Here is a 23475-nt window from a genome sequence, read left to right on the forward strand (position 1 = left end):
ACGCGGCGTTGCTGCGTCAGGCTTTCGCCCATTGCGCAATATTCCCCACTGCTGCCTCCCGTAGGAGTCTGGACCGTGTCTCAGTTCCAGTGTGGCTGATCATCCTCTCAGACCAGCTAACCATCTTCGCCTTGGTAGGCCGTTACCCTACCAACTAGCTAATGGTCCGCAGGCCCATCTCCAAGCGATAGCTTGCAAGCAGAGGCTACCTTTGACCTCTGTTTCCGGAGAAACCGTGGTCTCATCCGGTATTAGCCCGTCTTTCGACAGGTTATCCCAGTCTTGGAGGCAGGTTACCTACGTGTTACTCACCCGTGCGCCACTTTACTCAGGACCGAAGTCCCTTTCTCGTTCGACTTGCATGTGTTAGGCACGCCGCCAGCGTTCGTTCTGAGCCAGGATCAAACTCTCCAGTTAAATCCTTCAACCCGCCTTTAGGCGGAGATTGACTGTGAGTACGATAGCTGCGCTCAAACGGCTTACGGAAACCCTAAACCGTCACTGCTTTTCAGGGCAGTTGCTACTATTTAGTTTTCAAAGACCGGAAAGGTTGCTCGAAACGAGCAAAATGTCTTTATAAGGAACGGCTTGACGTTTGTCAAGGCCGCTGGAAGCCCGCCCCTCGCCCGCCTAACAGGCGACTGTACTATGTCAAGAGACCGGACCCCCTTCGATTAAACGCGAAACAAAGTTTACCCACAATGGCTGAACTGTCAAGGAGGTCATTTCACGACCTGTGCGATCCGGTTCTTTCCCACCTCGACAATCTCGTGCCGATCGCTCTGGAATCGAAAATTGAAATCCCTGATGACCTGCCCGTCGACTTTCACCGCGCCCTGGGTGATCAGCCGGCGCGCTTCGCTTCCGGATTTGGCGAACTCGAGGTCGACGAGCAGCCGGCAGATCCACACCGGGTCGGGAGCGGTGAACTTCTTCCGGATCTCCCGCGGCCGCTCTTTCCTCTGGTAGCGCATGGCGAAATACTCGGCCGCTGCTTGCGCTGCCGCGGCACCGTGAAAGCGCCGCACCAGCTCTTCGGCGAGCGCCTTCTTGACCGCCATCGGATGCAGATCGCCGCGCTCGACCTTCTCTCGCAGAGCCTCGAGCTCGGCGAGCGGGGTGTCGCTCAAGAGCTCGTAGTAGCGCCACATGAGCGGGTCGGAGATCGACATGATCTTGCCGAACATCTCCTCCGGCGGCTCGCTGATCCCGATATAGTTGCCCAGCGACTTGCTCATTTTCTGGACTCCGTCGGTCCCTTCGAGCAGGGGCATGGTCAGCACGACCTGAGGCTCCTGGCCGTACTCTCTCTGCAGCTCTCGCCCGATCAGCAGATTGAAGCGCTGATCGGTTCCGCCCAGCTCCACATCGGCCTTCAGCACCACCGAGTCGTACCCCTGCATGAGCGGATAGAGAAACTCGTGAATGCCGATCGGCTGCTGCCGGAGGTAGCGCTGCTTGAAGTCTTCGCGCTCGAGCATGCGCGCCACGGTATACTTGGCGGCGAGCTCGATCACGCCGGCGGCGTCGAGCTTTTCCATCCACCGGTGATTGAACTCGATCACGGTTTTCGCCGGATCCAGGATCTTGAAGATCTGTTCCTCGTAGGTGCGGGCGTTTTTTTCGACCTCGGCCCGGGTAAGCTGTTTGCGCGTCTCGGATTTCCCGGACGGGTCGCCGATCATCCCGGTGAAGTCGCCGATGAGAAAGATCACCTCGTGACCCAGCTCCTGGAACTGCTTCATCTTCTGGATGAGCACGGTGTGACCGAGGTGCAGGTCGGGCGCGGTCGGATCGAAGCCGGCCTTCACCCGTAGCGGCCGGCCTTTCTTCAGCTTGGCCACGAGCTCGTCCTCGGGAATCACCTCGACCGCGCCGCGCTTGATGATCTCGAGCTGGGCCTCGACCGTGCGCGCGCTCACGACGACCCCTCCCAGCGCAGCTGCAGCCGCTGCACCGACCGCGCCTTGCCGCTCTCCTCGTCGACCTCGGCGATGATGCCCTGGAGCACGACGTTGTCGCGCGCGACCTCGAACCGCCGCGGGAGCTGGGTCAAGAACCCTTCAATCACGATTTCGCGCTCGATCCCGATGACGGAATCGAACGGCCCGCACATTCCCACATCGGTGATGTAGGCGGTACCGCCCGGAAGGATCCGCTCGTCGGCGGTCTGGACGTGGGTGTGTGTCCCGAAAACCACCGAAGCCCGGCCGTCGAGATACCAGCCGATCGCGTTTTTCTCCGACGTCGCCTCGGCATGAACGTCGACGACCACCACGCGCGAGTGCCCGCCGTGCTCGCGCAAGACGGCATCGACGCTGCGGAACGGATCGTCTACGTGCTGGGGCATGAAAACCCGGCCCTGGACGTTCACGACGAGAGCGCGCAGCCCCTTACCGTTGTCCCAGGCGCACCACCCCCTGCCGGGAGCGCCTGCGGGAAAATTGGCCGGCCGCAGCAGATTGGCGGTTTCCTCCAGGTACGGGAAGATCTCCTTCTTCTTCCAGATGTGGTTTCCGGACGTGAGCACGTGGGCTCCGGCGGCGAACAGCTCCTCGGCGCTCTTGACGTCGACCCCCATGCCGCCCGCCGCGTTTTCGGCGTTCGCGACGACCAGATCGATCGCCTCTTTTCGCGCCAGCTCTGGAACCATCCCACGAAACGCCCGGCGCGCCGCCCGGCCCACCACGTCTCCCAAGATCAAAATGCGCATGAATACCGTGCCCGCCGCTCCTGCTCGCGGCTCGCGATCGTCCTCGGATCCCTTCGAGCACGATTCACGAGCACGCACATGCTTTTCATCTCGCGTAGTCCACTGCCCGCACCTCGCGGATGACCGTCACCTTGATCTGGCCGGGATAGGTCATCTCGTTCTCGATTTTCTTGGCGATCTCCCGGGCCATCCGCGCCGCATCGTCGTCGGAAACCAGCTCGTGCTGCACCATGACCCGAATCTCCCGTCCGGCCTGGACCGCATAGGACTTTTCGACGCCCCGGAACGCGTTGACGATGCGCTCCAGTTCCTCCAGCCGCCGAACGTAGCTCTCCATCATCTCGCGGCGGGCGCCCGGTCGCGCCCCGGAAAGAGCATCGGCTGCGTCGACCAGCGGAGCGAGGATGGTTTCCGCCTTCACGTCTTCGTGGTGCGCCGCGATCGCGTTGACGATCTTCGGCGATTCCCCGTACTTGCGCGCGAGCTCCGCGCCGATGATGGCGTGCGAGCCTTCGACCTCATGGTCGACCGCCTTGCCGATGTCGTGGAGCAGCGCCGCTCGGCGCGCCTGCTTCTCGTTCAGCCCCAGCTCGGCGGCCATCATGCCACAGATGTAGGCGGCCTCGATCGAATGCAGCAGCACGTTCTGGGCATAGCTGTAGCGGTACTTCAGCCGGCCCAGAAGCTTGACCAGCTCGGGATGGATCCCGTGGACGCCGACGTCGAAGACCGCCTTCTGGCCCGCCTCCCGGATCGCCTCCTCCAGTTCCTGCTCCGACTTACGCACGACTTCCTCGATGCGGCCCGGATGGATGCGCCCGTCAGAGACCAGCTTTTCCAGCGAGAGCCGGGCGATTTCACGACGGATGGGGTTGTGGCCGGAGATCACGACGGTTTCCGGCGTGTCGTCCACGATCAGATCGATGCCGGTAGCCGCCTCGAGCGCCCTGATGTTGCGGCCCTCTCGGCCGATGATCTTTCCCTTGAGCTCGTCGTTCGGCAGCGGAAAAACCGTCACCGAACGCTCGGCGACGAAGTCTCCCGCCAACCTTTCGATCGCCAGCGCGATGATCTTCTGGCTCTTGCGCACCGCCTCGGCCTTGGCCTCCTCTTCGATGACGCGAATCCGCTTGGCCGACTCGTGCTTGGCCTCCTCGATCATTTCCTCCATGAGGCTTTTCTTGGCTTCCTCCCGGGTCAACCCAGCCACCTGCTCCAGCTGGCGTCGCGCCTCCTCGATACGACGGTCGCACTCTACGGCTTTTTCCTCGAGCGACTTTTCTTTCGACTTAAGAGCGGCCTCGCGACGGCCGATCTCGGTTTCCCGGCTGTCCAAGGCCTCCGCCCGCTTTTCCAGCCCCTCTTCCTTGCTCAACAACCTCTTTTCGAGCGCCTGAAGTTCTCTCCGGGTCTCTCGCACCTCCTTCTCGAAATCCATCTGCTCCTTGAGAACGCTGTCACGAGCCTGTATTTCCGCCTCTTTCTTGATCGCATTGGCGTCCTTCTTGGCTTCCTCGATGATGCGCGCCGCCGTCGTGCGCGCGAGCTCGACCTGCATCTGCCGCTGCCGTTTACGCAGCCAGGAGGCCGCCAGCACGGAAACGGCTCCCACGATCAGCCCTGCGATGCCGGACAACAAACCTGGGTCCAATAAAAACACCCCCTTTACTTTAGAGTGTCAGGAAAGAGAAAGCTGCTGGCGCCGATCGCGGCAGCAGATCAGTCTGCTTTCGGTGACGATAAAATCGACTCTCTGGTCCCACGTTTCCGTCGGGACCTCATCGACGATCTGGAACTCGTAAGCCAGCCCCACTACCGTGGCTTGCGAGCCCAAGGCCGCGAGAAAACGATCGTACCCCCCCTTTCCACGGCCGAGTCGGCCTCCTCGCACGTCGAACGCCACGCCCGGCACGAACACCACAAACCGGTCGGGAGCGGCGGTCAAGCGGACGCTGCCCGTCGGCTCGGGAACGCCACCCCATCCGACCGTCCACGGCTCGTCCGCCTCCACGCGAACGAATTCCAGGGTTCCCTCCCGAGCCGTTCTTGGATAGAAAACCTGTTTTCCCGTCGCCATGGCGTGTTCCCGAAGAGTATCGGTGGCAACCTCGTTCTGCACAGCACGATAGAGGGCGACGGCGGCACAATCCCGGTAGCGGGGCCACTGCACCGCGCGTTCTTGGATCTGCCGGCTCAGCCGGCAGCTTTCTGACGGGGAAAGAGAAGCACGCCGCGACAAGGCCACGGCGCGAAGCTCACGTTTCCTCTCTACCATCCAGCGTCCCCCTGACGGGACCACGGGGATAGGGCAGAGAGATGAAACAAGAGGGGGGAAGATGCAAACCTAAAAATCTGAACGGCGGGCGACCCGGGTGGGCGCTCTCGAGAGCTTTGCGCCGGCTTGTGAAACAGCCGGCGCCCAAACCGCCGTGCCTGTCGGTATCACTGCAAAATCCGCCGAAAACTCAACGACTTTTCGTTGCACGCCTACGTCGCGCAGGATTGCAATCACCCGGCAAATCAGATCTTTGATGAACGCTTCTCCCCAAGTCCTCATCTTTCTCCGCCACCCCGCTGACCCGGCGCCCCCGGCTGCCGGCCTGGCACGGCCGTCCCGGAAACGCCTTGAACCGATCAACCCTCCTCGGCCAGTGTTACTGAGACTCGTTTCGACAACTGATGGACCTTGTTCAGAACCTCGTCGTGCGCTTCTCTCAACCGATGGTACTCGTCCGCGATGTTCAGCGCGGCCAGCATGGCGAGATTGGACTTGGCGGCGGTTTTGGACGCCCGGGACAATTCCTGCATTTTGCTGTCCACGTACTCCGCCACCATCCGCATGTAATCCTCGTCCGCCTCGCTGCTGATGGTGAACTTCTGTCCCAGAATCTCGACTTCGAGCGCTCGCTTCATGGCAGGATCCGCGCCTCAATCCGAAAGGTCCAGAGCCTCGAACTGTCCGAGTATCTTGTCGAGCTTGTCTCTCATCTCGACCCGCTCACGCTCGTACTGACGCAGCTGGCCCCTCAGGTGATGCCATTCGCTTTCCTTTTGCTGGAGCTTTTTCTCGATCAGCTCCTTCTCCTTTTTCACCCTTTCGTGCTTCTCGATCAATCGATTGATCTTCGCTTCGAGCTGTTCGATGTTGTCGAGAGCCATAGCCCGCCCCGCCAAACTTCATGTTCGAGTTTAGTTTTCTCCCACTGGCTTGTCAAGGCAATAAACGACTGGAAACGCGGCAAAATTTCAACGCGCTCTCTCCGGGGAGCCCGTGAGCAAGCCGCGGATGTCCCGCAGCAGGGCCCGAGGGTCCGGCGAGGCCCCGACGTAGGCGACCCGCATCACGCCGCTTGCGTCCACCAGGCAGCTCAACGGCGTATGATCGACCAGGCCGCGCCCCCTGCGCCGTACCCGGACCCCGAAGTTTTTCCAGACCCGGCTCAAGCCGCCGGCATCGCCGGTCAGGAAGGCCCAGTTCGTCAGATCGGCGCCGTAGCGGCCGGCGTAGGCCCGAAGTGTCTGTGGAGAATCGATCTCGGGATCGGTAGTGATCGTGAGAAGCTGGACCGCGCCGCGCTCCGCCGGAGCAAGCTCGGTCTGCACCGCGCGCGCCGCAGCGGTGATGAGCGGGCAGACATCCGGGCAGCTCGTGTAGACGAAGGTGACCAGCACCACCTTGCCGTGCATTCGGCCGAAGGCGAAGCTGCGCCCGTGCTGGTCGGTCAGCACGAAGTCCTCGATCGGGATCCGGACCTCCCGGCGCTCGGCAGGGGCGGTCGCCGCGTGCGCCCGCGGCTCCCCGAGCCGCCACGCCGGAAACAAAAGAACCCCGGTCCAAAGGATGATCATCGCTTGGAGATGTCCGCTCATCAAGGTTGCTCCCTCTCGGACGGGGGCTCGGTGCCGAAAACGTACTCCCATGGCACGCTGCAGTGGGCAGCGACGAGCATGTCGAACCTCTCCCACCACCGCACCTCCCGCCCCTCGCGGCTTAAAAAGCGCACCATCTTGACCATGTCCGTGATCTCGGACTGCCTCAACGCGGGGCTGAAGGCCGGCATCGTGCCGCGCCCCTCGGCGATCGAGCGGCGAATCTCGAAGGGGCTCTTCCGCTCCACGGTCTCGCGAAAATCGGGCACGGGACGGGGAAGCGACGCCGCCAGAGGACCGTCGCCCCTCCCCAGGGGACCGTGGCAGTTGAGGCAGCGCTCCGCGTAGAGCGCGTCGATGCGCTCGTTGCGACCGCAGCCGAGGCACGACAGGCAAAAAACCGCCACCGCGACCAGGCGCAGAGAAGCTTCCCTCCCCATACAGCTCGCATAATAGCAGAGGCGGGGGGCGAGCTCGACCGCGGCCGCCCGACCTTTCCGGTTTGACGCGGTTTCGGCGTATGTGCTACCGACACACTCGGCCGGCATCGTTCAGGGCCGCCGCCGGGCAGGGAGAGGTCGGTCGAAGGTTCGCCGGGAAGGCCGTCGCGAAGAACGCCCCGAGCGCAGATAAAGCGACCGGGAACATGCCATACGGGCGCCTGGTCGGAGGACGAGTTCCCCGCCGATTCCCGCCGCAGACGCATGCGGCGCAGGTCTCCAGCCTTCATTTTGACGCGGCCATTTGCACGGGCTTGTGAGTCAGGTGGGTAACCGCATTGTCGGCATCGGGACCGGATGAAACCGAAAATCGTACTGTTGCAATCCGCGCTCGTCGCCTTCGTCTCGCTGGTCCGGCCCGAAACCGGCCACGGCGGGCGCCCCCTGGTCGTCGACGATGCGGCTCCCGTGGCGCCGGGTGGACTGGAGGTGGAGCTCGGCCTTTATCATGGCCGTCCGGACGGCGGCGGACGCGATCGCCGCTGGCCGACTGTCGCGGTCGCGTACGGGCTCGTCGAAGGCTTGGAAATTGGCCTCGGTCTTCAACGGGTAAGCCAGGATATGTCCGGGGCTTCGCCGGTCGACGGCTTCGAAGACCTTCGCCTCGCTGCCAAGTACAGAATCGCCGAAAGCCGGGGAAGGCTGCCGTCGATCGCCGCCGCCGTCGACGTTAAATTACCGACCGCCAGCCGGTCCCGCGGGCTCTCGTCGGGAAAAAGCGACCAAACGCTCCTGGCCATTGCGACGCAACCCTTTGGCGCCTTCGCCGTCCACGCCAATATCGGCTACACAATCGTCGGCAGGGTGCACGGAAAAACCTTGATGAACCGCATCCACGGCGGAGCCGCCGTCGAACATGCCCTCGATTCCCGCTGGTTGATCGTCGGGGAGATATTCGGTTTTTCGCGCCCCTCCAGCGCCACGCCGAACGAGGCGGAGTTTCAGGTCGGCGTCCGCTACGCTCTGCACCCGAGCTTGGTTCTGGACGCCGCGGCAGGACGAAGCCTCCGGCCGCGCGGGACCATGGCGCAGGCGACGTTCGGCCTTACGTGGACGTTCGACCTGTCGGGAAAGCGGGGACCGTGAGGGGTTCTGGGCCGCGCAATCGTGCCCGAGCAGTCGCGCAGAGACACGAAACCAAGCTCGATGCTGGCGACGAGGTCCGTTTTGTGGTTAAGTAAATCGACACGTGGAATAGCGGCATTCGCCGAAGGGGAGGAGGCCAACAGCATATGATGAAAGGGTTCGAAAGGAGGTCGATCGGTGGATGGCTGGCGGCCGTGGCGTTGGCCTTTTGCGTTACCGCCACTGCTCTCGGTGTTGCGCCTTCCGCCGCGGCGGCCGAGGACGGTCTCGATAAGAAAATCGTTCCGTTCGTTCCCACTCCTCAGGAGGTGGTCGACCGGATGATCGAGCTGGCGGGCGTCGGCAAGGGCGACGTGGTCTATGACCTGGGCTCCGGCGACGGGCGGATCGTGATCGCCGCGGCGAAAAAGGGAGCGCGCGCCGTCGGCTTCGACATCGATCCCGACCTGATCAAGGAATCGCGCGAGAACATCCGCAAGGCCGGTGTGCAAAAGCTCGCCGAGATCCGTCAGCAAGATATCCTGACCGTGGATGTGTCCGGCGCCTCCGTCGTCACGCTGTACCTGCTGCCGGACGTCAACCTCAAGCTCAAGCCGAAGCTCCTGAGCCAGCTCAAGCCCGGCTCGCGCGTGGTCTCGCACGCCTTCGACATGGGCGACTGGAAACCCGACAAGGTGGAGCGCATCGACGGTCGCACGATCTATCTGTGGACGATTCCAGCCAAGGGGCGTTGAGGAAAGCAATGAGCCTGCGGGCGGGGCTGCTCGCGCTGGCGGCGGCATTGCTGCTGTCGCTGCCGCCGGTCTGGCTCTCCGGCCAGGATCGCCGGAGCGGCGACGAGCCGGCGCGCATTCTCGACCGTTACCTGAGGGCGCTCTACGCGCGTGATTTCCGCCAGGCCTACCGCTTCATCGCTTCCGCCGACCGCAAGCTCAAGACCGAGCAGGCCTATGTCCGTGAGCGCGGCCCGTTCAGCGGCTTCGCCGCCGAGCTGGCCCGCCGGCTGGCCGCGCGGATCCGGCTCAAACCTGTCCGCGTCGAGCAGCGAGGGGATCGGCTCCTGTTCACCGCCGCGATGCAGCTTCCGGACGCCGGCGCGCTCGCTCCGCTCGTACTGGACTGGGACGAGGAGCGCTTGAACGCGCTGCCGCCGCACGAGCGAGGCAGGATCCTCGCCGCCATCGAGCAGCTGGAACGAAGCGGCGGCCTCAAGACGATCGAGGGCGAACAGGAGTTCGCCCTTGTCCGTGAAAGCGGCGGATGGCGCGTGTTTCTCGACTGGGCCTCGGGCGTCCGAGTCAGCTTCGCCGCCTCCACGCCCGGCGGCGGCGCCCTTGAAGCCGAGCCGCTCACGCCCGACACGCTCGCGCGCCCCGGCGAACCCTTTACAGTTTCCTACCGGGTGCGGAACCGCAGCAACCGCGACCTCTACGCCCGCATCGTCCACCGCATCGAGCCCGAGTCCCTGGCAGCGAATCTGGACATCCTCGAGTGCGCCCTTCTCCTTCCGGTCAGGCTCTCACCGGGAGAGACTCAGGAATACGCCAGCACCTACGTGATTCACGGCGACGTTCCGCAGGAGGCTCGCCAGCTCGAGATCCGCTATGAGTTCAACCTGGAGCGTTAGCCGGCGTCTTGGCCTTGTGCTCGCGCTCGCCGCCGCCCAATCTCTCGCCTCGCCCGCCGGCGCTCACGTTCCGATCGTGCCGAAAAAAGACGGGCCGGCCCGCAGGATCGTCCACGTACCGGTGCCGGATCTCGAGCTGGTCGATCAGGACGGCAAGCCTTTCCGATTCGCGTCGCTTCGCGGCAAGATCGTTGTGGTCTCCTTTATTTTCGCCACCTGCCCCGACGTCTGCCCGTTGCTGACCGCCAAGCTCGCGGGGATTCAGCGGGCGCTCGGCTCCTCTGGCGGCGACGCCGTTCGCCTGTTGAGCATCACCACCGACCCCGAGCGCGACACCCCCGAGCTGCTCAAGGCCTACGGGGCCAATTACCGCGCCGACTTCGAGCGCTGGCGCTTTCTCACCGGAAACCGCGCCCAGCTGGCGGCGACGTGGAAAGCGTTCGGCGTCACGGTTACCCGGTCCGCGGGCGGCCAGATTCGCCACACGGCGATCACCAGCCTGATCGACGAGCGCGGCATTCGCCGCGTCGACTACTACACGGACCGGTGGCGAGAGAAGGACGTTCTCGGCGATATCTCGTGGCTCCGGTCGCACCGCAGCCGGTGATGTTTCTACGGCGCCATCTCTGGCTTCTGCTCTTGTCGGTATGGCTGCAGACCGGTACCGCCTACGGCCAGCCCGTGCTCGAGGTTCGCGTCAAGGACCATCGCGACGCCATCGGCGACTTCGTCCGGCTGATGCTGTCGATCGAGCAGCTGCGGGTCAGCCCGAGGAGCGGAATCAGGCTGTGGCGCCAGGAATGGCGGGATCTTTCCCCGGTTCGGGAATCGCTGGACCTGACCCAATACGTCGGCAGGAGGAGCGCGGCGATTTTTCGCGGCGAGGTCGCCGCCGGAGCTTACGACGGCGTTCACCTCAAGGTCAAAACGGTCACCGGAGTGCTGAAGAACGGGCGGCCGGTTCCGGTAAAAAGTCTTCTCGGGCCGGTCAAGCTCGCTTTCGAGGCGCGCGACAAGAGCGAAACGGTGGTGATCCTCGATCTCACGGTGCTGGATATGTCGGACCACCCGCCGCGAGGCTACGAGCTCGGCCTGAAGGGCTACGAAGTCTACACAAACGGTAAATTAGTGGATAGAATTCCTCCCGCGTGAGTCTTCCGCCGGTGAACCTTTCCAGAACGCGCCTGCTGCTTCTGGCGCTTTGCGTTTTGACCCTCGGCGTCGCTTCGGGGACGGCGCTCTGGATCAAGCTCGGACCTCTCCCCGGCGCCGCCCGCTCCCGTTCGGCCCCCCTGGAGGGCCTGAACGACTACGGAGCAGTTCCCGACTTCCGGCTCACCGAGCGCAGCGGCCGAGCCGTCGGGCTCGGGGACCTTCGCGGCGCCGTTTGGGTTGCCGATTTCATCTATACAAGCTGCACCGATACCTGCCCCTTGCAGACCGCCCAGATGGCCAGGTTGCAGCGGGAGCTCAGGGATTTCCCGGGCGTCAGGCTGGTTTCCATTTCCGTCGACCCCGAAAAGGATAGTCCGGCGGTTCTCTCGGCCTACGCCGACCGCTACCGGGCCGACGCCAGCCGATGGTTGTTTCTCACCGGTGAGAGAAGCGAGATCGTCCGCCTCGTGCAGAACGGCTTTCGTCTGAGCGCCGTAGCCGCCGCGGACGACGGCGTCATTCTTCACAGTCCGCGCTTCGTCCTTGTGGACAGAGAGGCGCGAATTCGGGGATACTACGACAGCCGGGATCCCGAGGCCCTCAAACGCCTGCTGAACGATCTTGGCAGGCTGGCCGGGGCTTGAGCGAAAAAAGGAGCGACCCTATGGCGAAGACGGTGAGAAATGGAAAAGCGCGAAAACCCGTTTCTTCCGCCGGGGCGCAGCGCGGCCCGAACTGGCCGGTGTTCGTCCTGGCCCTCATCGGGATGGCCCTGACGTCGTATCTCACCTACGCCGCATGGCAGCGGACGCTCGTCGCCGGATGCACGCCGGGAAGCGCCTGCGACGTCGTGCTCAACAGCCGCTGGTCGAGGTTATTCGGCATGCCCGTCTCGTTCTGGGGGCTGCTCACCTACGGGGCCCTGGCGGCCGTTGCGTGGAACCGGCAGACCGCCGACCAGTGGAAAATCGCCTGGACCATCTCCCTGGCGGGTCTCGTCTACAGCATCTACCTCACGACCGTCGCGTTCTTCGTTCTCGACGCGGCCTGCCCGTACTGTCTCACCTCCCTGGGCCTGATGGCCGCAATCTTTGGCGTGGTGCTTTACCAGCGGCCCGCCGATCTCCCCGCCTTTTCCTGGGGCCCATGGATCGCCAAGACCGGCGGCGCCGGCTTGGCGCTCACCCTGGTCCTGCACCTGTTTCAAGCGGGTTACCTCGGAAAGGCCCCGGCTCCCGAAGATCCGTGGATCCGCGGGCTGGCCGACCACCTGAGGAGAACCAACGCGAAGTTCTACGGTGCCTACTGGTGCCCCCACTGTCAGGAGCAGAAGGCCGCTTTCGGCAGCTCGGCGGATCGACTGCCTTACATCGAGTGCAGCCCCGCCGGACGGCGCGGTCCTGTCGCGACGGCCTGCGTCCAGGCCGGGATCGAGAGCTATCCCACCTGGATCATCAATGGCCAGCGCTACCTCGGAACCCTGAGCCTGGACAACCTGGCGCGCTACAGTCAATACAGTTACAGCGCCGCCGACAGCGGAGCGAAGCCGTGAGCGGGGCGCTGCAGATACGCCTCGGGCTGGCGCTTTGCCTGGCCTTTGCTCTTCTCTCTCAAAGCGCTCGAGCCGAGCCTGGAAGGTACCCGGAGTTCGCAGGCCAGCCGCCCCCCGCAAGCGTCTCGTTCATTTCCGTCGAGGAGCTGGCCGAAGAAATTCATGCAGGGAAAAGGCCCCTCATCATCGACGTTCGCACTGCGGAGGAGTACCACGAGGCCCACATCCTCGGGGCGCTTTCGGCTCCGTTGAGCGAATTCCGGTTGTATCTGAGCAGCATCCCGCGCGACCGGTTGGTGGTCTTGTATTGAGCTTGCCCGCACCACCTGGCCAGTTTGGCCTACGGAATACTCTACGAGAACGGCTACCGCAACATGAAGGTCCTCGACGAGGGCATCGCCGGCTGGCATGAAAAGCGCTATCCGATGGAAGGGACCCGAATCCACTGAGGGCCGAGATGGCTAGCAAACCGGCCGTCGTGCTCTTGAGCGGCGGCGTGGATTCCGCCACGGCCGCCGCCATAGCGAAGCAGCAGGGCTTCGATCTGCACGCGCTCACCGTCGACTACGGCCAGCGCCACCGCAGAGAGCTGGAATCGGCTGCCCGGGTGGCCGCGTGGCTGGGCGCGCGAAGACACCTGGTGATCGATCTCGACCTGCGGGCCATCGGCGGCTCGGCGCTCACCGACCCCGCGATCGAGGTTCCGAAAGGGCGCCAGACGCAGGCCATGGCGGCCTCGATACCCGTAACCTACGTGCCCGCGCGCAATACGATTTTCCTGGCGCTGGCGCTGGCGCTGGCGGAAACGGTCGATTCCGAAGACATCTTCTTCGGCGCCAATCAGCTCGACTACAGCGGCTATCCGGATTGCCGCGAGGCTTTCATCCGCGCCTTCGAGGCGGCGGCGAACCTCGGCACGAGGGCCGGTGTGGAACGGGGAAAGCGCATCACCGTCCACACGCCGTTGATCGCGATGACCAAAGCGGAGATCATCAAAACCGGGCTCCGGCTCGGACTCGACTACGGGCAGACCTGGAGCTGCTACGATCCCGCGCCGGACCGCCCGTGCGGCGCCTGCGATAGCTGCCGGCTCCGGGCGAAAGGATTCGAAGAGGCCGGGCTCGTCGACCCCTTGCTCCATCGCTAGCATGCTTCCGGAACCCTTCACGCCGCAGTTTCTCGCGCAGCTCGAAACCCTGAGGCTTCGCACCCGGAAGGAATTTCTCGGATCGCACACCGGAAGCTACTCCTCTCCCCGGCGCGGCACGAGCCTCGAGTTTGCCGATTACCGTCGCTATGCGCCGGGCGACGACCTCCGTTATCTCGACTGGGGGATCTACGCGCGCAGCGACCGGCTCTACGTCAAGCTTTTTCGCGAGGAAGTGGATCTGTTCGCGTACCTGTTCGTGGACGCCAGCGGCTCGATGAGCTTCCCGTCCGTGGAGGAGAAATTCGCTCCCGCAGCCCATATCGCGCTGGCGCTCGCGTACGTGGTCCTCGCCAATCACGACCGCGTCAAGCTTCACCTGCTGCAGCAGGGCGGAGGCCCGACCACGCCCTTTTACAGAGGTCGCCGCCGACTGGCCGATTGCGCCGAGCTCACTCGTTCGGCTGCGCCCGCGGGGCCGCTCGATCTCGCTCACGCTCTCGGGGAGCATCTCCGGCGCATTCGCCGTCCGGGAAAGGCGATTCTCGTTTCCGATTTCCTCATGCCGACCGCCGAATACCAGCAGGGGCTCAACCTGCTCCGGGCGTTCAACCTGGACATCGCCGCAATCCAGGTTTTGACGCGGATGGAAGTCGACCCTCCCTTCGCCCGGGGCGGTCTCCGCTTGATCGACAGCGAGAGCCGGGGCGAGATCGCGCTGCAGTGGGACCCCGGCCAGCGCCGTAAGTACCAGGCCAAGCTGGCGCAGCACAACCTCGAGCTGCGCAGCTTCTGCCATCAAAGCGGCATTCACTACTCGCTCTACGTCACCGACCGCGACCTCGGCGACTTCGTCTTCGCGACGCTGCCGGCGATCGGACTTTTCAAATAGCATGGAATTTCTCAATCCCGGTGCGCTCCTCGGTTTCCTGGCGCTTCCCCTGCTCCTGGTTCCCTATCTGGTGCGCCGAAAACCGCAATCGTTCGTCTTTTCGAGCCTGCTGCTTTTCGAGGAAATCGACCCGCGTTCCCGCCCGCGGCCGTGGGGCCGGCTGCGGTTACCCCCTATATTCTTTTTGCAGTTGCTGCTCCTCGTCCTGCTGATCCTGGCGCTCGGGGAACCGGTGTCGACGGCGCGGCCGAGCAAGGTGGCGCTGGTATTCGACAACTCGGCGAGCATGCAGGCTCTGGAAGGGTCCCGAACCCGGTTCGCGCTCGCCCAGGAAAAGGCCCGGGAGCTTCTCTCGGCTGCCGGCGCGCCGGCGGCCGTGGACCTGTACCTGTGGCTGCCGCGCCTGGAGCGCTGGAACGAGCGCTCCCTGACTGCGGCCGAAGCGCGCCGGGAGATCGGTCGTCTCCAGCCGTACGATCTTCCCGACCTTCCCGTCGATCACACCGAGACCTTCGACCGCCTCGCGCGCGAGCATGGCTATGACAGGATCTATTTTTTCACCGACCATCCATCCAGAAGCCAATCCGGGATCACGCGGGTGGTAAGCGTGGGCGAGCCGAAACCCAACCTTGCCGTGACCTCTTTCAGGCTTGCGCGCGCGTCGTTGGGCTCCCCCTCGCTCGAAGCGACCGTGGAGCTCACGAACCTCTCCGGAAGAGAGGCGCGAGTTTCCCTCGCAATCAAGAGCGGCTCCTCCACCCTCGCGAGCCGGGAGCTCAGGGTCGAGGCGGGAAGAGCAGCGCAGGTCGGGTTCGAGGGCCTGCCGCATCGGCCCTACTATCAGGCCGAGATAGTCACGAGCGATGCGCTCCCCCTGGACAACTCCCGTTTTGCGGTCCCGCCGCGGGGCAAGGCGATGCGGGTGCTTGCGGTTTCGCCGCGTCCGCAGGCACTGGCAAGCCTGCGTTCTATACCCGGGCTGGAGCTCGAAATCGTACCTCCTGAGCGTTACTTGCAAACCCCGCGCTCCGATTTCGCCGTCGAGATCTTTCACTTTGCCACGCCGGCCGGACTGCCTGACAATCCTGCTCTGTTTGTCCTGCCTCCGGAACACAATCCGCTGGCCTCCCTCGGGCAACCGCTTGGGCGCGTGGTTGTCTCGACCTGGCGGGACCCCCATCCGCTCACCCGTTACGTCAACTTTGCGTTGTTCCGCCCACCCTACGCCCGCCACGTTCGGCCTCGAATGCCCGCGGTAGCGGTGATCGAGAGCCCGGAGGGCCCCCTCGCCGTTGCTGCCGAGGCCCGTACCCTTCGTTATCTGGTTCTCGGCTTCGATCCATTTCCTTATCTGGGCCGTGACAATCTTCCGGTGTCGATCTTCACGTTGAACTTTCTCGATTGGCTTGCCGGCAGCTCCGGCTCTCCACAGGTCACGACCGGAGAAGGGCTCGTCTTTACTCCAGTGGAACAAGGTGATCGTCTGGTCTTGCCCGCGGGAGGGGAAATCGCCCTGGCTCGAGGAAGCAGCCGGTTTCAAGGAACTTTTTACCAGGGCATCTATCGGCTCCAGCGTGGCCACCAAGCAGAACTGACTCCGGTCAACTTCGACAGCGTTACCGAGTCGGATCTGCGCACTGCCCAGCCCATCGCCGTGGGACAGCAGACTGGAGGAGGGACGAACCCCTCCGTGCTCCGCTCTCTCTGGCCGTACCTGGCGTTCTTCTCTTTCGTATTGCTGATCGTCGAATGGTTTGTGAGCCCCGCCGGTGGCGGGACGTATCCCCCGGTCTCAGGGTCGCGCCCCTCGCTGAGGCGGATTTTCGGGTCCGCATGATCGAACAACTCCTCAACATCGATTTCGCGCGGCCGACCTTTCTCTGGTTTCTGGCAGCTCTTCCGTTGCTCTGGCTTCGGCTCCGACAGCGCTCTCTGGCGGTGATCGTCCTTCGGAGCGTGGTGGTGACGCTTTTGGTCCTTACGCTCGCGGACCCGCAAATCTCCCGTCAGCAGACCAAGGAGACCCGGGAGGAACGCATGTTCGCCTTCGACGTCTCCGCAAGCATTCCCGCCGAGATGCGAACCTGGATGGCACGCGAGGCTGCGGCGCGATTCCCGCCACGCTCCGGCGATCGGGTCTTTCTCTTCGGCGGGATGCCGGTCGAGGCGGACGACTGGGCCGAGCGGCTGCAAGCCCGGAACAGCGCCGGAGAGCCCACCCAGCCCGATAAAACCAACCTCCAAAGGCTCTTCGAGACGATTGTTTCGCTTCGCACCGGGCCGCGCGACCTCTACCTGTTCACCGACGGCTGGGAAACCGAGGGCGACGTAAGGCGGCTTCTGCCCCGTGTCGCGGCCGCCGGAGTGAGGGTTTTTCCCATCGTTCCGGTGACCTCGTTGGCGGTCTCCAACGTCGCCGTCTCGAGACTCATCGCACCGAGCCACGGCGAGAGCGGCGATAATGTGAGCCTGAAAGTCGTTCTGGAGAACCAGGGCAACGGCAACGTCGAGGGAACGTTGACGCTCTCCAGGAACGACCACACGATCAAGACCGAAAGGATCCAGCTCGGACCCGGCAGCCGCCTTTTCCGTTACGAGGTCGCATTGCCGGAAGGAGGCGCCTTGGCGACCTTTCGCGCAACATTCACACCGAGCCGCGGCGGCTCCGACGCCATTGCTTCCGATAACCAGGCCCACGCGCTTGTTGCCGTCCGCTCCAAGGCAAAGGTCCTTTTGCTCAACGGCCGACCGGGAGGGGGGCGCTACCTGGAAGAGCTCCTCAAGCGCCAGGGTTTCGAGGTGCACTCCCGTTCGGCGACCCAAGCTCCTCCCTCCCCTGAGGGTTACAACGTCGTCATCTTCAACAACGTCGAGCGCGAGCGATTCCCGGCGTCTTATCTCGCGGCCGTGGAACGCCACGTGGCCTCAGGCAACTCCTTCGTGATGCTCGGGAGCGAGTGGAGCTTTGGTCCGGGTGGATACCGGGGTACCCCGGTCGAGACCATCCTGCCGGTGGAGCTGAAAGAGCCCAAAAAGGAAGAGCACAACCGGGCCGTGGTTCTCGTGATCGACAAATCCGGGAGCATGCGCGAGGACAACCGGATCCTTTTCGCCCAGGAAGCCGCCAAGGCGGTGGCCAATCAGCTCAAGGACAACGATCTCCTGGGCGTCATCGGCTTCGATGTTTCTCCTTTCGTGGTTGTTCCGGTCGATGCCGTGGGGCGGCTGAGGGGCCGCTTCGCCGCGCAGGTCGACCGGCTCAAGCCCGGAGGCCAGACCTACTTTTTCCCGGCCCTGGTCGAGGCGAAGCGGCAGCTCGAGAAGCTCAACGCCGGCCGGAAGCACGTCATTCTCCTGAGCGACGGCGAGACCCGCGGCAGCCAGGGAGAGCTGATTGACCTGGTGAGCGTGATGAAATCGGAAATGAAAATAACCGTTTCGGCCATCGCTATTGGTCCGGAAGCCGACATCCGCATCATGAAGCGGATCAGCCAGTATGGCGGCGGCCTGTTCCACCATACGGCCGATCCGTCGTCCCTCCCGCGCATCGCCCTGCAGCAACTCCAGGAAAAGGGAGACGAAGAGCCGCCGGCGGAGCGCGACTGGATGCCCGTCCAGGAAAAAGGGTCGGAAATCCTCGCCGGGTTCTCCGGGGCCTATCCGCCGATCCGGGGCCAGATCGAAACCGAGCTCAAGAAAGGAGCCAGCCTGGACCTTTCCACGCCGCGCAACGGCCGCAAGCTGCCCCTCATGGCCTCGTGGCGCTACGGAAAAGGAAAGTCGGTAGCCCTCACGATGGACATGGAAGGGCGTTGGAGCCGGAACTGGATCCCATGGGGGGGCTTGACCGGGTTCTGGGGAAAAATCCTGGGGTGGTTGCAGCCGCCGGTAGAAACGGTACCGCCCCATGAAGCCAGGATCAATGTGGTCCAAGACCGCGCCGTTCTGGACCTTTACGTCTATGACGAGGCCAGCCTCGAGAGCCGGTTCAGCTTCGTTGTCAACGGAAAAGGAGTGAGAACCGACGGAAGCCTCAAAAGAGTGGCTCCAGGCCACTACCAGACCCAACTGCCTCTGCGGTCACGGGGAGATTATCGCATAGATATCGCCGAGGAGCGCCGAGGCATGCGGCGGATCTATCCGCCGATCGGGTACACGCTGCCCTACGATCTCCTTCACGAATTGCCTAGAAATCAGCCGAACTTACCCTTGCTCACCGAGCTTGCCGAGGCCACAGGCGGAGAACTCAACCCCTCCAAAGCTCCCCGCCGCGCCGAGGCCGCCGTAATCCACAGCTACCAGCCGCTGCGCTCACCGCTGATTGCCGCCGTATTCGCGCTGTTTCTGCTCGAGGTCGCCGTCCGGCGGCTAATCTACGCCGAAAACTGAGCGTTTTTCACAATCCCGCAGCCTCAGCCCGACGGCCATTTTCCGTTTGACAGCCGGCGCGAAACGGTTTATTGAGGGTAAGGTTTTTTGCTCATGGGGCGGCTTAGAAATCTCTACAGAATTGCCGAAAGCCGAAGCGGCAATATTACATTAACGCGTTTTTTCAATACCTTAGCTTGGCTATCGGTTTTCGTTCTGGCGCTGACTTTCAAGCCCAAGGAAGCTGAAGCCGTAAGGCAGAAAACCATCCAGAAGCAACCCGCCAAAGCAAAAAGCGGCGCCCCGAGCCGATCGCGAAAGGCGCTGAAGGCGTCCCCCGCCCCCGAGGCTGCTCCCGAGCCGGACGAGCCCTTGGAGCCAAGAGAGCACGTCACCTATCGGACCCGGCCGGGCGAAAACCTGATAAATGTTCTAAATCGTTTCCAGCTCTCCAAGGGTGAAAAGCTTACCTGGACGCGCTCGATCAAACGCGACCTCTCGACCAGACCTCTTCCCCCCGGGCGTGAGATTCATTTCTTTTTCGGCAGGCGAAAGGCCCCCTCGCAGCGGTCGGGCAACCTCTCCCTGAAGGCGCTGGAGCTCGATTACGACGATGCCTGGACCTTTACCTGGGAGAAAGACCCTAAGGGAATTCTTTTCCAAAAACGGGAAAAACCTTACGATGTCGAGGTCCACACCGCTTCGGCCGTAATCGACTCGACGCTTTACGATTCCGGCCAGCGGGCAGGCATCCAGCCGGCTCTGCTCTCGCAGCTCGCCGACATCTTTGCCTGGGACGTCAACCTTGAACGTGACATTGGTTACGGTGACAGCTTCAAGATTGTTTACGAGAAGCGAAGCCGCCGCGGACAGGAGACCGCGCCGTCCTTGCGTATCCTCGCGGCTGAGCTCATCAATGCCGGGCGGAAGCTGACAGCCATCTATTTTGAGCGGCAGAAAGGAATCGGGGGATACTTCAACGAGGAGGGCAGGAGCCTCGCGCGCGCCTTTCTCCGCTTTCCCCTGGAGTTCACCAGCATCACCTCTCATTTCACCGGCTCCCGATTTCATCCGGTTCTCAGAATCAATGCTCCGCATACCGGCGTCGATTTCGCCGCGCGCCGGGGCACCCCGGTGAGGGCCGTGGGAGACGGGGTTGTTACGGCGGCCAAACGTAACGGAGCCTACGGCAAGCTGGTCGAGATCCGGCATGAATCGGCCTACACCACGAGGTATGCCCACCTGGATCGCTTCGCCTACGGCATCCGGGACGGCGTCACGGTGAGAAAAGGCGACATCATCGGCTATGTCGGCTCGACCGGCCGGAGCACGGGTCCCCATTTGCATTTCGAGCTCTACAAGGACGGCCAGTACGTCGATCCGCTGAGCGTCGACTTTCCGGCCGACGATGCGATCGAGCCGGCCCTCCAGCGTCGCTTCGAGCAGCACAAGCAGCTTCTCCTGGTACAGCTCCCGAGCGACACGCCCTCCTGATCACGACCCCGCATCGCGGGGGGTGCTGAAGAGCTGCATTGCGGCTTTCGCAACCGGTGTCTCTCTGCTATTCTGAAGTCGGTCCACGGTTGCGCACGTTCGCGGGGCGGTTGCCCGGTGCGGGCGGCCGGTCACATGCCCACGAAAGCTGTTATCATCAGCAGCGGGGACGAGCTCACCACCGGGAGAGTCGTCGACACGAATTCCGCAGTCATTGCGGAGCGTCTCACCGCCGACGGATTCCAGATCGCTGCGGTCATCAAGGTCGGCGATAGCCGCGAGCAGCTGCTCTGGGCTTTGCAGCAGGCCCGCGCCATGGCCGATGTCGTGATCGGGACCGGAGGTCTTGGGCCGACCGCAGACGACCTCACCGCAGCGGTGGTCGCGGAGTTTATCGGCCGCGGCCTCTGGCGCGACGAAACCGTCGTCGACCAGCTCAAAGCCCGATTTGCCGCGCGCGGGCTCCCCTGGACCGAAAACAACCTCAAACAGGCCCTGTTCCCCGAGGGAGCGACGGTCATACCGAACCCGGTCGGCACGGCTCCCGGATTTCGCGTCGACCTCGCCCCCGGAAAACCGCTCGTCTGGCTGCCCGGCGTGCCGCACGAGATGACCGTGATGCTGGAGCAGTCGGTCCTTCCGTGGCTCCGGGAGCGTAGCGGAGCGCCCGGCCGGATCGAAAGTTGCACGTTCAAGCTTTACGGGCTCACGGAGTCTCGTCTCGACGATCTCGTCTCTCCCTTGCCGCTGGGCGAGAAGGCGACCTTGTCGTTTCGGGCCCACTTTCCGGACCTGTCTTTGAGGCTTACCGTGCGCGACGGGGCCAACGGCTTTTTCGAGCAGCTGCGCGACCGCATCCGCGAGCTGTTGCGCGACTACATCTACGCCGAAGGCGATCTTACGCTCGAGGAGGTCGTTGGCGGCCTGTTGCTTCGCCGGCGGGACACCCTGGCTCTTGCCGAGTCGTGTACGGGAGGTTTGATCAGCCATCGGATCACGCGTGTAGCCGGGAGCTCGGCATATTTTCGAGGCTCCGTGGTCGCTTATGCCAATGAGGCCAAGCACCGCTTTCTGGGGGTTCGCGCGCCCACGCTGGAAAAGTTCGGGGCCGTGAGCCGCGAAACCGCGCTGGAGATGTCGCAGGGAGCCCGTGAACGGTTCGGAGCGACGACCGCTCTCGGCGTCACCGGCATCGCCGGGCCGACCGGCGGAAGCGCGGAGAAGCCCGTCGGCACCGTCTGGATCGCCTTGTCCCACGCCGGCGGAGACGAAGCCCGGTGCTTTCAATTTCACGGCGGACGAGAGCGGATCGTCCAGGCTGCCTCGCAGGCAGCGCTCAACTGGCTCCGACTGGCGCTGCAGGCGCAAGCGAAAGAGCGACCGTGATTCGTGCTTTCGTGGGCATCAGGCTTGACGGCCGGGTGGTCCGAGCTATTGCCGCTGCGATCGAGGAGCTCAAACCTAAGCTGCACGGGATCCGTTGGGTCGCTCCTGAAGCTTTCCACTTGACTTTGAAATTCCTCGGTCCTATCAGCGAGGAGAAGATCGAGCCGATCTCATCGGCGCTCGGCCGCTCGGCAAAGCTCTTTTCGCGCTTCACCATAAATGCTAAAGGTCTAGGGGTATTTCCCGAGACCGGACGGCCGCGAGTGCTCTGGGTCGGGCTCGAAGCTCGCGGATTGGAGGCACTGGCCTCGCGAGTGGAAAGCGAGCTGGAGCCGTTGGGCTTCGACCGGGAGAAGCGGTCCTTCACGCCCCACCTCACGGTGGGCCGCTGGCGCCGTCCGGAAGGCGGGTTGGCAGCGCTGCGAACCGAGCTGGAGCGCTGGCGCAGCCGCGAGTTCGGCGTATCGACGGTCGAGGACATCGTTCTCTTTCAGAGCGTGCTCACTCGCAGCGGCGCAGTTTACACCCCGATCAGGATTTTCGAACTCAACGGCGAGGTCGAGTGACGCGACCTCATGGAGGCAGCTCATGGACGTGAACAGGGAAAAAGCCATCGATCTCGCGGTCAGCCAGATCGAACGGCAGTTCGGCAAAGGCGCCATCATGAAGCTCGGGGAGGCCGGCGCCCTGAAAGACATTCCGGTCATCCCGACGGGCTCGCTCGGCCTCGATATCGCCCTCGGTATCGGCGGCGTGCCGCGGGGCCGCGTGGTGGAGATCTACGGTCCGGAATCCTCGGGAAAGACCACGCTCGCCCTCCATATCGTCGCCGAAGCCCAGAAGCAGGGAGGCATGGGCGCCTACATCGACGCCGAGCATGCCCTTGACCTGGGTTACGCCAAGAAGCTCGGCGTCAAGACCGACGATCTCCTCATCTCCCAGCCCGACCACGGAGAGCAGGCCTTGGAGATCGCCGAAACCCTCGTGCGCAGCGGGGCGATCGACGTTCTGGTCATCGACTCGGTCGCCGCGCTGGTGCCCAAGGCCGAGATCGAGGGGGAGATGGGCGACGCACACATGGGCCTGCAGGCCCGGCTGATGTCGCAGGCGTTGAGGAAATTGACCGCGACGATCTCGCGCTCGCAGACAGTCGTCGTGTTCATCAACCAGATCCGGATGAAGATCGGCGTCATGTTCGGCAACCCGGAAACCACCACGGGAGGAAACGCCCTGAAGTTCTACGCCTCGGTGCGAATGGACATTCGCCGGACCGGTGCGCTCAAGGACGGTGACAACATCGTCGGCGGTCGTGCCCGGGTCAAGATCGTCAAGAACAAGGTCGCGCCGCCGTTCAAGGAGGCCGAATTCGACATCCTGTACGGGACGGGGATCTCCCGCGACGGCGAGATCATCGATCTCGGCAGCGAGATGGGAATCGTGGAGAAAAGCGGCGCCTGGTATTCCTTCGGCGGAGAGCGGATCGCCCAGGGGCGCGAGGCGGCCAGGCAGTTTCTTCGTGAGCATCCGCAGATCGCCGCGCAAATCGCCGGGAAGATCATGGAAAAGGCGGGGCTGAAGCGGGGGACCGCCGAGTCTCCCTCGACCGGGGACAAGAAGGAAAAAGCCAAGCCGCGATAACTTCAACCCTGAAGCCACCGACATTCAAGCCAAGACCCGCCGATCAG

General features: G+C 63.6%; 24 protein-coding genes and 1 rRNA gene. 16 read left to right on the plus strand and 9 right to left on the minus strand.

Going from position 1 to position 23475, the window contains the following annotated elements; all coding sequences use genetic code 11:
* From VNN77_02330 to VNN77_02370, 9 genes are all read right to left on the minus strand, one after another.
* Nucleotides 1-417, minus strand: a 16S ribosomal RNA gene (locus VNN77_02330); the annotation flags it as partial.
* Between the two features lie 305 nt (nucleotides 418-722).
* Nucleotides 723-1922 (minus strand): tyrosine--tRNA ligase, encoded by a 1200-nt coding sequence (gene tyrS / locus VNN77_02335; protein HXG50227.1) that lies wholly within the window; start codon nucleotides 1920-1922, stop codon nucleotides 723-725.
* Entirely contained in the window at nucleotides 1919-2713 is a 795-nt protein-coding gene (locus VNN77_02340) for a TIGR00282 family metallophosphoesterase (GenBank protein ID HXG50228.1), read from the minus strand. Before VNN77_02340 ends, tyrS begins: the two co-directional genes overlap by 4 nt.
* An 85-nt stretch (nucleotides 2714-2798) precedes the next feature.
* Nucleotides 2799-4349, minus strand: a complete 1551-nt coding sequence (gene rny / locus VNN77_02345; GenBank protein ID HXG50229.1) for a ribonuclease Y — start codon at nucleotides 4347-4349, stop codon at nucleotides 2799-2801.
* Nucleotides 4350-4391: 42 nt separating this feature from the next.
* The gene (locus tag VNN77_02350) at nucleotides 4392-4988 is read right to left on the minus strand and encodes a 5-formyltetrahydrofolate cyclo-ligase (GenBank protein ID HXG50230.1); all 597 of its coding nucleotides are present in this window, start codon (nucleotides 4986-4988) and stop codon (nucleotides 4392-4394) included.
* 359 nt (nucleotides 4989-5347) lie between these two features.
* A complete protein-coding gene (locus VNN77_02355) occupies nucleotides 5348-5626 on the minus strand; it encodes a cell division protein ZapA (GenBank protein HXG50231.1) in 279 nt (92 codons plus the stop codon).
* Nucleotides 5627-5641: 15 nt separating this feature from the next.
* Entirely contained in the window at nucleotides 5642-5872 is a 231-nt protein-coding gene (gene zapB / locus VNN77_02360) for a cell division protein ZapB (GenBank protein ID HXG50232.1), read from the minus strand.
* A gap of 87 nt (nucleotides 5873-5959) precedes the next feature.
* Nucleotides 5960-6583, minus strand: a complete 624-nt coding sequence (locus VNN77_02365; GenBank protein HXG50233.1) for an SCO family protein — start codon at nucleotides 6581-6583, stop codon at nucleotides 5960-5962.
* Nucleotides 6583-7023, minus strand: coding sequence for a cytochrome c (locus VNN77_02370; protein HXG50234.1), 441 nt, complete (start codon nucleotides 7021-7023; stop codon nucleotides 6583-6585). Before VNN77_02370 ends, VNN77_02365 begins: the two co-directional genes overlap by 1 nt.
* A gap of 357 nt (nucleotides 7024-7380) precedes the next feature.
* Here VNN77_02370 and VNN77_02375 point away from each other — a divergent pair, with 357 nt between their 5' ends.
* From VNN77_02375 to recA, 16 genes are all read left to right on the plus strand, one after another.
* The gene (locus tag VNN77_02375) at nucleotides 7381-8169 is read left to right on the plus strand and encodes a transporter (GenBank protein HXG50235.1); all 789 of its coding nucleotides are present in this window, start codon (nucleotides 7381-7383) and stop codon (nucleotides 8167-8169) included.
* Nucleotides 8170-8315: 146 nt separating this feature from the next.
* On the plus strand, nucleotides 8316-8903 hold the full coding sequence (locus VNN77_02380) for a methyltransferase domain-containing protein (GenBank protein HXG50236.1): 588 nt from the start codon (nucleotides 8316-8318) through the stop codon (nucleotides 8901-8903).
* Between the two features lie 8 nt (nucleotides 8904-8911).
* Nucleotides 8912-9796, plus strand: a complete 885-nt coding sequence (locus VNN77_02385) for a cytochrome c oxidase assembly protein (GenBank protein HXG50237.1) — start codon at nucleotides 8912-8914, stop codon at nucleotides 9794-9796.
* The gene (locus VNN77_02390; protein HXG50238.1) at nucleotides 9774-10403 is read left to right on the plus strand and encodes an SCO family protein; all 630 of its coding nucleotides are present in this window, start codon (nucleotides 9774-9776) and stop codon (nucleotides 10401-10403) included. Before VNN77_02385 ends, VNN77_02390 begins: the two co-directional genes overlap by 23 nt.
* On the plus strand, nucleotides 10376-10948 hold the full coding sequence (locus tag VNN77_02395) for a DUF4382 domain-containing protein (GenBank protein HXG50239.1): 573 nt from the start codon (nucleotides 10376-10378) through the stop codon (nucleotides 10946-10948). The genes VNN77_02390 and VNN77_02395 overlap by 28 nt, the downstream gene beginning before the upstream one ends.
* An 11-nt stretch (nucleotides 10949-10959) precedes the next feature.
* Nucleotides 10960-11595 carry an SCO family protein gene (locus tag VNN77_02400; GenBank protein HXG50240.1) on the plus strand — a complete coding sequence of 212 codons (636 nt, stop codon included), beginning with the start codon at nucleotides 10960-10962 and terminating at the stop codon, nucleotides 11593-11595.
* A gap of 20 nt (nucleotides 11596-11615) precedes the next feature.
* Nucleotides 11616-12503, plus strand: coding sequence for a vitamin K epoxide reductase family protein (locus VNN77_02405; protein HXG50241.1), 888 nt, complete (start codon nucleotides 11616-11618; stop codon nucleotides 12501-12503).
* Nucleotides 12500-12814, plus strand: a complete 315-nt coding sequence (locus VNN77_02410) for a rhodanese-like domain-containing protein (protein ID HXG50242.1) — start codon at nucleotides 12500-12502, stop codon at nucleotides 12812-12814. Before VNN77_02405 ends, VNN77_02410 begins: the two co-directional genes overlap by 4 nt.
* 146 nt (nucleotides 12815-12960) lie before the next feature.
* Nucleotides 12961-13650: a 7-cyano-7-deazaguanine synthase QueC gene (gene queC, locus VNN77_02415; protein HXG50243.1), complete on the plus strand. Its 690-nt coding sequence runs from the start codon at nucleotides 12961-12963 to the stop codon at nucleotides 13648-13650.
* Nucleotide 13651: 1 nt separating this feature from the next.
* The gene (locus VNN77_02420; protein HXG50244.1) at nucleotides 13652-14542 is read left to right on the plus strand and encodes a DUF58 domain-containing protein; all 891 of its coding nucleotides are present in this window, start codon (nucleotides 13652-13654) and stop codon (nucleotides 14540-14542) included.
* Between the two features lies 1 nt (nucleotide 14543).
* Nucleotides 14544-16379: a BatA domain-containing protein gene (locus VNN77_02425; GenBank protein ID HXG50245.1), complete on the plus strand. Its 1836-nt coding sequence runs from the start codon at nucleotides 14544-14546 to the stop codon at nucleotides 16377-16379.
* Nucleotides 16376-18931, plus strand: coding sequence for a VWA domain-containing protein (locus VNN77_02430; protein ID HXG50246.1), 2556 nt, complete (start codon nucleotides 16376-16378; stop codon nucleotides 18929-18931). The genes VNN77_02425 and VNN77_02430 overlap by 4 nt, the downstream gene beginning before the upstream one ends.
* Nucleotides 18932-19282: 351 nt before the next feature.
* Nucleotides 19283-20404 (plus strand): peptidoglycan DD-metalloendopeptidase family protein, encoded by a 1122-nt coding sequence (locus VNN77_02435; protein ID HXG50247.1) that lies wholly within the window; start codon nucleotides 19283-19285, stop codon nucleotides 20402-20404.
* 135 nt (nucleotides 20405-20539) lie between these two features.
* Complete coding sequence (locus VNN77_02440; protein HXG50248.1) at nucleotides 20540-21790, plus strand: competence/damage-inducible protein A; 1251 nt, start codon at nucleotides 20540-20542, stop codon at nucleotides 21788-21790.
* Nucleotides 21787-22356: an RNA 2',3'-cyclic phosphodiesterase gene (thpR, locus tag VNN77_02445; GenBank protein ID HXG50249.1), complete on the plus strand. Its 570-nt coding sequence runs from the start codon at nucleotides 21787-21789 to the stop codon at nucleotides 22354-22356. The genes VNN77_02440 and thpR overlap by 4 nt, the downstream gene beginning before the upstream one ends.
* A gap of 22 nt (nucleotides 22357-22378) precedes the next feature.
* Nucleotides 22379-23428: a recombinase RecA gene (gene recA, locus VNN77_02450; GenBank protein ID HXG50250.1), complete on the plus strand. Its 1050-nt coding sequence runs from the start codon at nucleotides 22379-22381 to the stop codon at nucleotides 23426-23428.
* Nucleotides 23429-23475 lie beyond the last annotated feature (47 nt).

It is taken from the genome of Candidatus Zixiibacteriota bacterium (genome assembly GCA_035574315.1).
Lineage (GTDB): Bacteria > Desulfobacterota > Binatia > UBA9968 > UBA9968 > DATLYW01.

What these genes read in the sequence shown, in the direction of transcription:
- VNN77_02340 (HXG50228.1), bottom strand. Translation starts at nt 2,713, where the DNA reads ATGCGCATTTTGATCTTGGGAGACGTGGTGGGCCGGGCGGCGCGCCGG.
- VNN77_02350 (HXG50230.1), bottom strand. Translation starts at nt 4,988, where the DNA reads ATGGTAGAGAGGAAACGTGAGCTTCGCGCCGTGGCCTTGTCGCGGCGT.
- VNN77_02355 (HXG50231.1), bottom strand. Translation starts at nt 5,626, where the DNA reads ATGAAGCGAGCGCTCGAAGTCGAGATTCTGGGACAGAAGTTCACCATC.
- zapB (HXG50232.1), bottom strand. Translation starts at nt 5,872, where the DNA reads ATGGCTCTCGACAACATCGAACAGCTCGAAGCGAAGATCAATCGATTG.
- VNN77_02365 (HXG50233.1), bottom strand. Translation starts at nt 6,583, where the DNA reads ATGAGCGGACATCTCCAAGCGATGATCATCCTTTGGACCGGGGTTCTT.
- VNN77_02370 (HXG50234.1), bottom strand. Translation starts at nt 7,023, where the DNA reads ATGGGGAGGGAAGCTTCTCTGCGCCTGGTCGCGGTGGCGGTTTTTTGC.
- VNN77_02375 (HXG50235.1), top strand. Translation starts at nt 7,381, where the DNA reads ATGAAACCGAAAATCGTACTGTTGCAATCCGCGCTCGTCGCCTTCGTC.
- VNN77_02380 (HXG50236.1), top strand. Translation starts at nt 8,316, where the DNA reads ATGATGAAAGGGTTCGAAAGGAGGTCGATCGGTGGATGGCTGGCGGCC.
- VNN77_02385 (HXG50237.1), top strand. Translation starts at nt 8,912, where the DNA reads ATGAGCCTGCGGGCGGGGCTGCTCGCGCTGGCGGCGGCATTGCTGCTG.
- VNN77_02390 (HXG50238.1), top strand. Translation starts at nt 9,774, where the DNA reads ATGAGTTCAACCTGGAGCGTTAGCCGGCGTCTTGGCCTTGTGCTCGCG.
- VNN77_02405 (HXG50241.1), top strand. Translation starts at nt 11,616, where the DNA reads ATGGCGAAGACGGTGAGAAATGGAAAAGCGCGAAAACCCGTTTCTTCC.
- queC (HXG50243.1), top strand. Translation starts at nt 12,961, where the DNA reads ATGGCTAGCAAACCGGCCGTCGTGCTCTTGAGCGGCGGCGTGGATTCC.
- VNN77_02420 (HXG50244.1), top strand. Translation starts at nt 13,652, where the DNA reads ATGCTTCCGGAACCCTTCACGCCGCAGTTTCTCGCGCAGCTCGAAACC.
- VNN77_02425 (HXG50245.1), top strand. Translation starts at nt 14,544, where the DNA reads ATGGAATTTCTCAATCCCGGTGCGCTCCTCGGTTTCCTGGCGCTTCCC.
- VNN77_02430 (HXG50246.1), top strand. Translation starts at nt 16,376, where the DNA reads ATGATCGAACAACTCCTCAACATCGATTTCGCGCGGCCGACCTTTCTC.
- VNN77_02440 (HXG50248.1), top strand. Translation starts at nt 20,540, where the DNA reads ATGCCCACGAAAGCTGTTATCATCAGCAGCGGGGACGAGCTCACCACC.
- recA (HXG50250.1), top strand. Translation starts at nt 22,379, where the DNA reads ATGGACGTGAACAGGGAAAAAGCCATCGATCTCGCGGTCAGCCAGATC.